Annotated in this window: 12 protein-coding genes and 1 pseudogene; 11 read left to right on the top strand and 2 right to left on the bottom strand. The window is 35.6% G+C overall.

Features of this window, described 5'->3' with window-relative positions; translation table 11 throughout:
- Positions 1-4: 4 nt before the first annotated feature.
- From H8B04_RS03240 to H8B04_RS03190, 11 genes are read left to right on the top strand one after another with little or no spacing between them, the layout of a single operon-like run.
- Positions 5-1,231, top strand: a complete 1,227-nt coding sequence (locus H8B04_RS03240) for a quinol:cytochrome C oxidoreductase (RefSeq protein WP_165291232.1) — start codon at positions 5-7, stop codon at positions 1,229-1,231.
- Between the two features lie 42 nt (positions 1,232-1,273).
- Entirely contained in the window at positions 1,274-2,590 is a 1,317-nt protein-coding gene (locus tag H8B04_RS03235; protein ID WP_165291231.1) for a cytochrome c oxidase subunit II, read from the top strand.
- A gap of 26 nt (positions 2,591-2,616) precedes the next feature.
- Positions 2,617-4,491 carry a cytochrome c oxidase subunit I gene (locus tag H8B04_RS03230; protein ID WP_190301437.1) on the top strand — a complete coding sequence of 625 codons (1,875 nt, stop codon included), beginning with the start codon at positions 2,617-2,619 and terminating at the stop codon, positions 4,489-4,491.
- A gap of 53 nt (positions 4,492-4,544) precedes the next feature.
- Positions 4,545-5,591 carry a COX15/CtaA family protein gene (locus tag H8B04_RS03225; RefSeq protein WP_190301515.1) on the top strand — a complete coding sequence of 349 codons (1,047 nt, stop codon included), beginning with the start codon at positions 4,545-4,547 and terminating at the stop codon, positions 5,589-5,591.
- Between the two features lie 46 nt (positions 5,592-5,637).
- Positions 5,638-6,546 carry a heme o synthase gene (gene cyoE / locus H8B04_RS03220; RefSeq protein WP_165291230.1) on the top strand — a complete coding sequence of 303 codons (909 nt, stop codon included), beginning with the start codon at positions 5,638-5,640 and terminating at the stop codon, positions 6,544-6,546.
- Between the two features lie 5 nt (positions 6,547-6,551).
- Entirely contained in the window at positions 6,552-7,136 is a 585-nt protein-coding gene (locus H8B04_RS03215) for a cytochrome c oxidase subunit 3 (RefSeq protein WP_190301436.1), read from the top strand.
- A gap of 9 nt (positions 7,137-7,145) precedes the next feature.
- Positions 7,146-7,886: a cytochrome c oxidase subunit 3 gene (locus tag H8B04_RS03210; protein WP_165291228.1), complete on the top strand. Its 741-nt coding sequence runs from the start codon at positions 7,146-7,148 to the stop codon at positions 7,884-7,886.
- A 29-nt stretch (positions 7,887-7,915) separates the two neighbouring features.
- A complete protein-coding gene (locus H8B04_RS03205) occupies positions 7,916-8,293 on the top strand; it encodes a cytochrome C oxidase subunit IV family protein (protein ID WP_165291227.1) in 378 nt (125 codons plus the stop codon).
- Positions 8,294-8,295: 2 nt separating this feature from the next.
- The gene (locus H8B04_RS03200) at positions 8,296-9,009 is read left to right on the top strand and encodes a thioredoxin domain-containing protein (protein ID WP_190301435.1); all 714 of its coding nucleotides are present in this window, start codon (positions 8,296-8,298) and stop codon (positions 9,007-9,009) included.
- A gap of 1 nt (position 9,010) precedes the next feature.
- Positions 9,011-9,553 (top strand): DUF420 domain-containing protein, encoded by a 543-nt coding sequence (locus tag H8B04_RS03195; protein ID WP_165291225.1) that lies wholly within the window; start codon positions 9,011-9,013, stop codon positions 9,551-9,553.
- 4 nt (positions 9,554-9,557) lie between these two features.
- Positions 9,558-10,013, top strand: a complete 456-nt coding sequence (locus H8B04_RS03190) for an NAD-glutamate dehydrogenase (RefSeq protein ID WP_165291224.1) — start codon at positions 9,558-9,560, stop codon at positions 10,011-10,013.
- A 56-nt stretch (positions 10,014-10,069) separates the two neighbouring features.
- Here the strand turns inward: H8B04_RS03190 and pckA are convergent, their stop codons facing one another.
- Both pckA and H8B04_RS17400 read right to left on the bottom strand, forming a co-directional pair.
- Positions 10,070-11,689: a phosphoenolpyruvate carboxykinase (ATP) gene (gene pckA, locus H8B04_RS03185; RefSeq protein ID WP_223815226.1), complete on the bottom strand. Its 1,620-nt coding sequence runs from the start codon at positions 11,687-11,689 to the stop codon at positions 10,070-10,072.
- A gap of 281 nt (positions 11,690-11,970) precedes the next feature.
- Positions 11,971-12,180, bottom strand: a pseudogene (locus tag H8B04_RS17400) (transposase).
- Positions 12,181-12,194 lie beyond the last annotated feature (14 nt).

The raw sequence follows: 12,194 nt of genomic DNA, 5'->3' as shown, positions 1-12,194 counted from the left end.
ATAAATGGGAACTCACAATCATCATCACGATTATAATTTCAGCGAGCAATATACATTTGCTGGTACAGCGAAGATTGTTAGCTTGGTTGCTGTTGTATTAGGTGTTGCTACCATTGCATATGGTTTGTCCACAGGAGATACAACTCGCACATTCGCCAATCTACTATTGATGGGATATTATTTTGCTTGTGTATGTGCTGCCGGTGCTTTCTTTATCGCACTTCAGATGGTAACTCAATCTGGTTGGTCAGCAGGTATGCTTCGCATTCCTCAAGCAATGGCTAGTGTATTACCTATTGCAGCTGTAGTTTTATTAATCATCGCGGCAGGAGGTATTTATACACATACATTGTACCACCACTGGACTGCACCAGAATTATTCGATCCAAATAGCCCACATTATGACGCTTTGGTAGCTGGTAAATCTGCCTTTTTAAACATCCCTGGATTCTTTATCCGTCAGGTATTGTTTATGGGTACTTACAGCATCTTTGCTTTCATCATTGCTAAGTTATCTTATAAAGAAGATTTAGAAGGTGGTCTTAATTCATACAAGAAAAGCTTCAAATTGTCAGCTATTTTCTTAGTAATCTTTGGTTTCACTACACCTATCTGGTCATTTGATACTATCATGTCATTAGAGGCCCACTGGTTCTCTACAATGTTCGGATGGTACAATTTTGCAGCTATGTGGGTTAGTGGTATTGCTGCTATCGTAGTAATCTTAGTATTATTGAAAAAAGCTGGATATATGGCATGGGTAAATGAGAATCACTTACATGACTTAGGTAAGTTAATGTTCGGTTTCTCTATCTTCTGGACTTATGTTTGGTTTGCACAATTCATGTTGATTTGGTATTCAAACATTCCTGAAGAAACTGTTTACTTCTACAAACGTTGGGAACCTGAATACAAACCATGGTTCTGGTTAAGCATCATCATCAACTTCTTATCACCATTGTTGATATTAGTAGATAGAGACGCTAAACGTAAGCAAAACATCATGTTGTTCACTGCAATCTTATTATTGTGTGGACACTGGTTAGACTACTATATTATGATCATGCCTGGTACAGTTGAAACAGATAGAGGTTTTGGAATTATAGAAATTGGTACAGCTATCGGATTTGCAGGTTTATTTACTTTCTTAGTATTGAATAAAATCAGTAAACATCCATTAGCGGCTAAACATCATCCATTCCTTGATGAAAGTTTAAACCATCAGATTTAATATAGAATTGAAAGAAGTTACGTTCAAACGTTTATATAAGAAATGAATTTAAAAATTAATAACGGGTTTAAATCCATAGCGGGTTTACTACTTTTAATCAGCTTATTTTTTGCGGCGCCAGTATCGGCTTTGCAAAATGATTCAACAGTAGTTGACACAACAGTGGTAGCAGATGTAGCTGCTACCACTGCTGCGGCAACTGTTGATAGTACAGCAGCAGATTCATCAGCAACAGCAACTGTGGCTGCGGATGATGCCAGTACTACTACTACAGCGACAGCTAAGGCAGAAGAAGTAAAGAAAATAGATCCTCAAGTCTATAAGAACTTCTTTTACTATGTATTATTGTTTTTAGTTCTTTGTACTATCGTTGCTGTTATTGGCAAAATTCATTCAGTCTATGTATTGACTAGAAAAATGAATGGTAAGTACAACGAGTATGGTAACAATAATCTACAAGCTGTATTGTTCCTTATTTTCTTAGTTGTATTCTTAGGTTTTGTTTACTACGGATATGATGTATGGGGCAGTTGGGCTTGGAGAGATGCTGTAACTGAGCATGGTAAAGACATTGACCGCATGTTTATGATTACTTTAGTGATTATTACAGTGGTTTTAGTTTTGACTCACATTGTTTTATTAGGCTTCACATACATTTATAGAGCTAGAGCAAAACGTCAAGCTTATTACTATCCACACAATGATGCTATCGAAAGATTATGGACAATCGTTCCAGCGGTAGTATTGACTGTATTAGTATTGTTTGGTTTCTTTACTTGGAGATCAATTACTAACGTACCAGAAGAATTGCAAAAGGAAGCTATTCAAATTGAAGTATTGGCAGAGCAATTCAAATGGAATATTCGTTACCCAGGTACTGATGGTCAAATTGGTAAACGTAATTACAAATTGACTACGCCTACTAACCCTTACGGTATAGATTTCAATGACAAATCTTCTTGGGATGATTTACAACCACAAGACATTGTTATTCCTGTAAATAAATCGGTACGTTTCCACATTATTTCAAAGGATATTATTCACTCATTCTTTATTCCTGATTTCCGTGTTCAAATCAACGCAGTACCAGGTATGACAAACTACTTCCAATTCACTCCAACAGTGACTACAGAAGAGATGCGTGATAAAATGAATGATCCTAGCTACGATTACATTATGTTATGTAACAAAATCTGTGGTGAAGGTCACTATAACATGGGTAAAAAAGTTATCGTTGTTACAGAAGCTGAATATAAAGAGTGGTTAGCAAAACAAGGCAAATACTTTACAGAAGATTTGCAAAAAGAGTTTGCGAGTAACAATGTATCAGAAGGTGTGAAAACAGCTTCATTAAATTAATTATAGAAGATTTTTTATAAAGTAATATGTCAAGTACAGTTATATCACACGACGCAGCTCATCATGATGCACATGGTCATCACCATGAGACGTTCCTAACTAAATATATATTTAGTGGGGATCACAAGATGATTGCGAAGCAATTCTTGATCACGGGTATCATTATGGCAGTTTTTGCCATGACATTATCTCTATTGTTCCGTATCCAATTAGCTTGGCCGGACAAAGAGTTCCCTATCTTAGAAGTATTCTTAGGTAAATGGGCTGAAGGTGGTCGTATTAAACCAGATTTCTTTTTATCATTAGTTACTATTCACGGTACAATGATGGTATTCTTCGTATTGACTGCGGGTTTATCAGGTACATTCAGTAACTTATTAATTCCATATCAAATTGGTGCACGTGATATGGCGTCTCCATTGATGAACATGTTATCATACTGGTTCTTCTTTGTAGCGTGTGTTATCATGGTAGCTTCTTTCTTTGTTGAAAGTGGTCCTGCATCACCAGGTTGGACAATTTATCCTCCACTTTCTGCTGTTCCTACAGCGATCGCTGGTTCGGGATTAGGTATGACATTATGGTTGATCAGTATGACATTGTTCATCGCTTCTCAGGTATTGGGTGGTGTGAACTATATTTCTACTATTTTAAATATGCGTACTAAAGGTATGGATCTTTGGAAAATGCCTTTAACTATTTGGGCGTTCTTCTTAACTGCTATCGTGGGTTTGTTATCATTCCCAGTATTGGTATCAGCAGTAGTATTATTGATCTTTGACCGTTCAGTAGGTACATCATTCTATTTATCAGACTTAGTAGTTCAAGGTCAGATCTTACCTAATGAAGGTGGTTCTCCAATCTTGTTCCAACACTTATTCTGGTTCTTAGGTCACCCAGAGGTATATATCGTAGTTATGCCTGCATTAGGTTTGACTTCCGAAGTTATCTCTACTAACTCACGTAAACCAATCTTCGGTTACCACGCGATGGTTTACTCTTTAGTAGGTATTACAGTATTATCATTCATCGTATGGGGTCACCACATGTTCGTGACTGGTATGAACCCTTTCTTAGGAGGTGTTTTCATGATCACTACGTTGATTATCGCTGTACCATCTGCCGTTAAATCATTCAACTACATGGCAACATTATGGAGAGGTAATATCCGTTTCACTCCAGCGATGATGTTTGCTATCGGTATGGTTTCATTCTTCATCTCAGGTGGTTTGACAGGTTTATTCTTAGGTAACGCAGCTTTAGATATCAATTTACACGATACATATTTCGTAGTAGCTCACTTCCACTTGGTAATGGGTTCTGCATCTATCTTTGGTATGTTGTGTGGTGTTTACCACTGGTACCCAAAAATGTTCGGTAGAATGATGAACGAGAAGTTAGGTTACTTCCACTTCTGGTTGACATTCATTGGCGCTTACTTGGTATTCTTCCCAATGCACTTCATGGGTGTTGATGGTGTTCCACGTCGTTACTATGCGTTCACAGAGTTCGCTTTCATGGAAAAATGGATGTCTGTAAACTTATTAGTTACTTGGGCTGCTATTATCGCAGGTGTTGGACAAGTTGCTTTCTTAGTTAACTTCTTCGGATCTATTTTCTGGGGTAAGAAGGCTACTCAAAACCCTTGGAACTCAAATACATTAGAGTGGACTACTCCAGTAGAGCATATCCACGGTAACTGGCCAGGAGAAATCCCTACAGTATATCGTTGGCCTTATGACTACAGTAAACCAGGTCACAACGAGGATTTTATCCCTCAAACTGTACCATTCTCTGAAACAATGAGCTCGAATATGCCTCATGATTTCGAAGGAAATGAAGAAGCTATTCGTATTCAAGAGCAATGGAATAAAGAAAATAATAGAGTAGTAGAAGGTTAGGTTTATCCTACCTTCTATTCCTTACATTTTGACAGATATAAATAGTGAGTGTAATGTATCCAGCTGGTGAGAAGAGATTTATAAATGTTAATAGATTTACTATTATCGTTTTGTTTCTTGTTATTATCGCTGGTGGAGTAGTAAGAAGTACCGGTTCAGGAATGGGATGTCCAGACTGGCCTAAGTGTTTCAACCGAATTGTTCCGCCAACAAGTGTTAGTCAATTACCTGAAGGGTATGAGCAACATTATATTGAGGGACGTGTAAAGAAGAATGAGCGATTTGCGAAAATCATTGATTTCTTTGGATACTCCAAGATGGCAGATAAGATTCGTCATGATAAATCTATTTTGGAACATGAAGAATTTAATGCCGCTAAAACATGGACAGAATATATTAATAGGTTAGTTGGAGTTTTAGCTGGATTCGCATTATTATTCACAGCCGTTTATTCATTCATTTATATCAAATCAAAACCCTCCATTGTTATTTGGAGTGTTCTTAATGTGTTCTTTGTAATTTTTCAAGCATGGTTAGGGTCAATAGTAGTTTCGACGAATTTGATGCCTTGGATTATTACTACGCACATGCTGTTGGCATTATTAATAGTTGGTGTGAGTATTTACACTTTCTATTCGGCTACTACATTGCGTAATAAGACCATTTTGGTTAATTATCCTTCTACTGGACTCAAAGCAATAGCTTTATTTTCTTTAGTGATTACATTAGTACAGGTTGTATTTGGTACTGAAGTTAGAGAAACCATTGATCATTTTAATGCAGAAGGACTATTAGCTCGAGATCAATGGATTGATGCTATAGGAAGTAATTATTTTATCCATAGGATATTAGCTTATGTGACATTGTTAATTACTGTTGTGTTTTTCTTCTTAGTGAAGAATAGATTCAGTAAATCGTCAATTCAAAGTCAATATGCATGGGTAATCTTAATATTAGTACTTATACAAATGTTGTCTGGAATTATATTAGCTAGATTTGCAGTTCCAGCTTTTGCACAGACAACGCATTTAGTAATTGCGAGTTTGTTTTTCGGAGCACAGTATTATTTGATGCTTTTGATGACGAAGCTGAAAAGATAGATAATAAGGTTATTATCTAGGATGGAAAAGGAGAAAGAGTAGTCAAATGAAAACTTTTATTTCGGATTTTAACAAGCTTGTAAAATTACGACTTACGTTAACTGTTGTGTTTTCTGCATCTATATCATTTTTGATAGGAGCGAAGCAGCAGGGTGATATCATGTGGTTCAATTGGTTATTATTAACGATTGGCGGATTTTTGGTAACAGGAGCAGCGAATGGATTTAATGAAATAATTGAAAAAGACATTGACAAATTGATGAAACGTACAATGGATCGTCCCTTGCCGGCAGAAAGAATGACCACAGGTCAGGCTTTAGTGTTGAGCTTATTTATGGGAATTCTAGGGACGTTAGTGTTAGTGAAGCTAAATTTCATTGCAGGTCTTTTGTCTGTATTTTCAATTTTTTTATACGCATTCGTATACACACCATTAAAACCTAAATCTAGAATAGCGGTATTTATAGGAGCAATACCTGGAGCATTACCTCCACTTATTGGCTACTTTGCAGCGTTCGAGTCTTTGGGATTTGGTTTAGCGTATGCTTCAGTAAGCGAGTCTGCTATTATCATAACGCCTTTTATTTTATTCTTAGTTCAGTTTTTCTGGCAATATCCACATTATTGGGCTATTGCTTGGGTAGCGGACGAAGATTACAAAAGAGCTGGTATCAATTTATTACCAAGTTTGAAAAAGAATAAAGCATCTGCGATATTTATTTTTGTATCAGCCTTATTGATGATTCCTGTAGGATTTTTGCCTATGTATTTCGGATTCGGAGGTTGGATATTCACGATAGTATCTTTATTGGGCGGATTAGCTTTTACTTGGTATGGATACAAACATCTTGTAGAACTTAAAGATGAATCGGCTAAAAAGGTGATGTACATATCGTTTTTGTATTTACCGTTGACACAATTAGTATTACTTTTTGATTTTATTCCTTTTAAATAATATAAATGGGAGCTAACGAAATAAAGTTGGAAGAGCAACAAAAGCAATTTAAAGCCAAGAAATTCAATCTTTGGTTGGGTATGATTGGTATGTTTATGATGTTTGCGGCGCTTTCAAGTGGTTTTATCGTTTACACAGCAAGTGGTGTTGATAAAGGAATTAAGACCATATTACCTCAAATGTTCATTTACAGTACTATAGTAATTTTGGTAAGTAGTTTGACATTGCATTTAGCTTTTAAAGCAGCTAAAGCGGGCGAACTCGCAAAACAAAAGCTATTATTGGTAGTAACTATCGTTTTAGGTATAGTGTTCTTTATATTACAGGTACAATCTTGGGGAGTTTTGACAGAGCAGGGCGTGTATTTTATTAATAACAATGCATCTCAATCGTTCATCTATATCTTCACTGGATTACACTTAGCGCACATTATCGCTGGTATTATTGTATTGATTAGTGCATTTTTTTGTGCTAAGCCATCAATTGCCACCGAGAAGAATGTGTTTAGAATGGATCTAGCTGCAATTTTTTGGCATTTTCTAGATCTTTTATGGATTTATATATATGTTTTCTTACTTTTGAATCAATAATAGTAAACAATGAGTACAACAACTGTATCGCAATTGGATAAGGTAAAAGACGGACCATGGTCAGGTGGTAAGTCGCCTTGGAATTTAGAGTATGGAAAAATCATGATGTGGTTTTTCTTAGTATCAGATGCATTTACATTTTCAGCATTCTTAATTTATTACGGTGCTCAAAAATTTGCGCAACCTACATGGATTGATGCGGATAAAATCTTCCAATCTGTACCAGGTTTAGCAGAGTCAGGACAACCTTTAGTTTTCGTAGGTATCATGACTTTCATCTTGATTATGTCATCTGTAACTATGGTATTAGCTGTAGAGGCAGGACATAGAAATTCAAAACAAGAAGTAGTAAAATGGATGTTGTGGACTATCTTAGGTGGTTTGGCTTTCGTAGGATGTCAAGCTATTGAGTGGACTCACTTACATCACCAAGGATTCTGGTTTGGCCAAAACCCAGCAACAGGTTTGACAGATCCAGACGCTATTGCAGCAGCATTACAACCTTATTTCTCTAAAGAAATTTCGTATACAGCAGCATTGCAATTTTCTAACTTATTCTTCACTATTACTGGTTTCCACGGTTTCCACGTATCGATTGGTATTTTATTAAATATCATTGTTCTTTGTATGACATTGAATAATACGTTCGAAAACAGAGGTACTTATTTAATGGTTGAAAAAGTAGGTCTTTACTGGCACTTTGTGGATTTAGTGTGGGTATTCGTATTTACATTCTTCTACTTAATCTAATTGTTGACTAATATTTTTATAAATTGAAAATGGCACATCACGATCATATAGCTACACACGATGCTCACGAGCACGGCGAAGGCATGGACAAAAAACGTATTTGGAGTGTATTCTTTGTATTGTTAGCATTAACTGCATTAGAATTCTTAATCGCGTTAGGTTTTGTTCACCACTGGGGTATTTTACAAAAAGGCGCTTTAGTTAATACTATTTATATCGTATTGACATTAGTAAAGGCATATTATATCGTAGCATTCTTCATGCACTTAAAGTTTGAAAAATCAAGCTTTATTGTGACTTGTGGTATCGTATTTTTATTCATCATTTATTTCATCGTATTGATGTTAGTAGAAGGTGGATATTTATTGACGCACTTGCAAGAACACGCGCTTTACCCTAATAACTAGAAATGAATAATATCTCTAAAAAGAGAAATATATCGACTATCATAATCCTGGCTATAGTACTAATTGTGCCAGGATTTTTGTATATAGCACTCAATAAAATTGGTTCAAATCAGTATTTGAAATTACCAATTTATGGTGAAAAGGTATTAACTGGTAAGATGAACCGCAAAATGGGTCGTGAAATACCAGATACTTTATACCATCATGTACCTTCTCTTGCTTTAGTAAATGCTAAAGGCGATCCTACACCATTTTTAAATAGTGATACTGTTGTCACTGTAGTACATTTATTTAGTGCAAAAGATGAAGGATTGTCAAAGACTCTATTGAGCAACTTAAAACCTGTAGTGGATCGTTTTAAGAATATTCAAAAAGTTAAGTTTTATTCGATTTCGCTGAATGAGAAAGAATTAAATGTAGATTTAGCAAGTATTCAGCAATTGTATGCCAAGGATTATCCAAATACATGGTTTATCGTACGTCCAGATTCATCCATCTTTGAATATGTACAAAAGAATTTTTTAATCGATGCACATGCTAATCCTGATGATACGTATTCTTTTAGTAACAATTATTTATTAATTGATACAGAAGGTCGAATCCGTGGGTTTTATGATATTAATCAAAATAAGGAAATGGAGCGTTTGCAAGATGAAATTAAAGTTCAGCTTGTAGAAGAAGCGCGTAATAATCCATTAAAAGTAGAAAAGAAATAATATGGCGATGACTCAAGAAGAGAAAAAGTACAAAGGTATTATATGGACTTTATCTGTTGTTATTCCTTTAGCAGTAGCTGCATTGTTTGGAGTGAATTTACGTAAAATGGGTTACGATGTAGAACCATTGTCTTTTTTACCTCCGATATACGCGACTATCAATGGATTGACAGCTGTTCTGTTAGTTTGGGCTGTTTCAGCAATCAAAAAGGGTAATGCGAAGTTACATGAAACCTTGATCAAACTTTGTATGGTTTGTTCGTCGTTATTTCTACTGATGTATGTAGCCTATCATATGACTTCTGATTCCACATCTTATGGAGGAGAAGGTCTCATTCGATATGTATACTTCTTTATTCTAATTACGCATATCGTTCTTTCTGTAGTTATTATTCCTTTTGTATTGTTTACATTTATAAGAGGAATTGCGGGAGCTTACGAAAGACACAAAAAATTAGCTCGAATTACTTACCCGATGTGGTTATACGTAGCAGTTACTGGTGTTGTAGTATACCTTATGATTTCACCTTATTATAATCATTAATACGATGGCTAGAGTTTGGATTTATCAGGCAGACCGATTTTTAACCGAATCGGAAGCTAATGAAATTAAGGAGTTAGCAGAACATTTTGTGTCTTCATGGACAGCACATGGATCTGCTTTGGCAGGTAAAGTAGCTGTGTTGGATAATCTATTTCTAATATTGGAAGTAGATGAAGAAGTGGCTGATGTAACTGGATGTTCGATTGATAAGTCTGTTCATTTTATTAAAGCGTTAGGTGAGAAGTTTAGTATTGATTTCTTTGACCGAATGCGTGTTTCTTACATAAATGCTGATGGACAATTGCAATTAGCTAGTAGAGAGCAATTTCAACAATTAGTGAAAGAAGGAGTTGTTACTTCGGATACTATCGTTTATAATAACTTGATTCAAAATACGGAAGAACTTGAATCCAACTGGAAAATCCCATTTTCTCAAAGTTGGCATAGCAAAGTTTTCTAAAAGGAAAAGCTATAAATTAACAAAGGCTGTACAAATTTTGTACAGCCTTTTGTCTTTTATAATGTAATGTTAGGGGCAGCGGATAATATTTCTTCGCTCGCTTGATCTTCGTATTGTTTGAAATTGTTTACAAAGAGCTTTGCTAAAGCTAAAGCTTGTTTGTCATATGCATCAGTATCAGTCCAGGTAGTGCGAGGATTCAATACTTCTGGAGGTACGCCTGGACATGACTGCGGTTTTAGTACGCCGAAAATAGCATGAGGAACATACTCTACATTATCTAATTCCCCACGCATTGCAGCATTGACCATGGCGCGAGTGTATTTTAAGTTCATGCGTTTGCCTTCACCAAATTTTCCTCCGGTCCAGCCGGTGTTAATCAACCATACGTTTACATCAGGGTGTTGTTCTAGTTTTTTACCTAACAGTTCTGCATATTGTGTAGGATGTAGAGGTAAGAATACACGACCGAAACATGCAGAAAAAGTAGTTTGAGGTTCTGTGATGCCCACCTCAGTTCCAGCTACTTTCGCTGTATATCCAGAAATAAAATGATACATGGCTTGCGCTTTTGTCAATTTTGATATTGGAGGCAATATGCCAAAAGCATCACATGTTAAGAAGAATATATTCTTTGGAATATACCCCAGAGACGGCTGTTTCGCATTTGGAATATAGTCTATGGGATAAGCAACACGTGTATTCTCAGTTAGGTTCGTATTGCTAAAATCTACAACATTACTTTTTTCGTAAAAGGAAACGTTTTCTAATAAAGCACCCGGTTTAATTGCGCCATATATTTCAGGTTCTTTTTCTGCACTCAAATCCACTACTTTAGCATAGCAACCACCTTCAAAGTTGAATACCGAATTGTCTGCCCAACCATGTTCGTCGTCACCAATCAATGCGCGGTTAGCATCAGCAGAAAGCGTTGTTTTACCTGTACCACTTAAACCAAAGAATAAAGAAACATCTCCATCTTTACCTTCATTGGCCGAACAGTGCATAGGTAGTATATTATGTTCGTGAGGAAGTATAAAATTCAGTACAGAGAAAATACCTTTTTTCATTTCTCCAGTATAGGCTGAGCCTCCAATTAATATAATTTTCTTGGTGAAAGAAACGATAGTAAAGTTAGGAGAGCGAGTGCCATCGATTGCAGGATTAGCTTCAAAATCAGGATTTTGAAGAATTACCCATTCATGCTCGAAATTTTTTAGTTCTTCATCAGATGGAGTGATAAAAAGATTATTGCAAAATAGATTTGCCCAAGGTCTTGTATTGATAACTGTTACATTGATTTGGTATCTTGGATCCGCACCAGCATAACATTTTCTTGCCCACACTTCTTTATTAGCAAATGAATCTTTCATCTTTTGATAAAGATTCTCAAAGATTTCTTCCGAAATTGGGATATTGACATCTCCCCAATCTATAGTATTGATGGTTAAATCATCTTTAACAATGAATTTGTCTTTTGGCGACCGGCCTGTAAATTTTCCTGTCTCTACACATAATGCACCAAGATCGTTCAGTTTTCCTTGTCCAAGATCTAAAGTTTGCTGTGTAAGTTCTTGATTAGATAAATTCCAATAAACCTTTTTTGCTTGACTTTCTACTTGAAGTATATCTTCCGCTATGTGGTTTGTCCCTATTTCCATACGCTCAGTTATCATAATTTTGAATTATGGCACTAAGGTAGGTAGTTATAAAATGCAGAAATTAACTTCTATTATTTTTACGAAAATTACTATAATATCTTAGATTCGTTATGTTTTTTAGATTTTAGAAAAAATATTTTTGTTATTCACTTTTTAAAAGTCTAAAAGACTTAATAAAAATCTAATTTTCCATTCTTTTTCTAAGGGTAAAAGAATCCTTAATATGACAAAATATGTTTATTTTTATAAAACGGAGCGTAAAACCCACAGGTCTTTAGCCTGTGGGATGTAAGCGACTAACTCTGATTGAGAATATACTCACGAATAGTATCAGGAGATGCTTCACCTATTGAACAAACAAAATAACCATCAGACCAAAAAGTATGTTCTTTTCAAAAATGTTTAAATAAGAATGACCTGTGTGGTGAACGCCAAATGTAATAAGTAGATTCTTGTTTTAACTTGCGAACAATAGAAGTAATTGAAACACGAGGGATATAACGAATGAGAAAATGGATGT

It is taken from the genome of Sphingobacterium litopenaei, assembly GCF_014692495.1.
GTDB lineage: Bacteria > Bacteroidota > Bacteroidia > Sphingobacteriales > Sphingobacteriaceae > Sphingobacterium > Sphingobacterium litopenaei.
The sequence above is the reverse complement of the archived record's forward strand: the minus strand, read 5'-3'. Positions and strand labels throughout refer to the sequence as shown.

Bases quoted from the DNA above. Each gene is read 5' to 3' on its own strand.
- H8B04_RS03240 (WP_165291232.1), top strand. From the start codon at position 5: ATGGGAACTCACAATCATCATCACGATTATAATTTCAGCGAGCAATAT.
- H8B04_RS03235 (WP_165291231.1), top strand. From the start codon at position 1,274: ATGAATTTAAAAATTAATAACGGGTTTAAATCCATAGCGGGTTTACTA.
- H8B04_RS03230 (WP_190301437.1), top strand. From the start codon at position 2,617: ATGTCAAGTACAGTTATATCACACGACGCAGCTCATCATGATGCACAT.
- H8B04_RS03225 (WP_190301515.1), top strand. From the start codon at position 4,545: ATGTATCCAGCTGGTGAGAAGAGATTTATAAATGTTAATAGATTTACT.
- cyoE (WP_165291230.1), top strand. From the start codon at position 5,638: ATGAAAACTTTTATTTCGGATTTTAACAAGCTTGTAAAATTACGACTT.
- H8B04_RS03215 (WP_190301436.1), top strand. From the start codon at position 6,552: ATGGGAGCTAACGAAATAAAGTTGGAAGAGCAACAAAAGCAATTTAAA.
- H8B04_RS03210 (WP_165291228.1), top strand. From the start codon at position 7,146: ATGAGTACAACAACTGTATCGCAATTGGATAAGGTAAAAGACGGACCA.
- H8B04_RS03205 (WP_165291227.1), top strand. From the start codon at position 7,916: ATGGCACATCACGATCATATAGCTACACACGATGCTCACGAGCACGGC.
- H8B04_RS03200 (WP_190301435.1), top strand. From the start codon at position 8,296: ATGAATAATATCTCTAAAAAGAGAAATATATCGACTATCATAATCCTG.
- H8B04_RS03195 (WP_165291225.1), top strand. From the start codon at position 9,011: ATGGCGATGACTCAAGAAGAGAAAAAGTACAAAGGTATTATATGGACT.
- H8B04_RS03190 (WP_165291224.1), top strand. From the start codon at position 9,558: ATGGCTAGAGTTTGGATTTATCAGGCAGACCGATTTTTAACCGAATCG.
- pckA (WP_223815226.1), bottom strand. From the start codon at position 11,689: ATGATAACTGAGCGTATGGAAATAGGGACAAACCACATAGCGGAAGAT.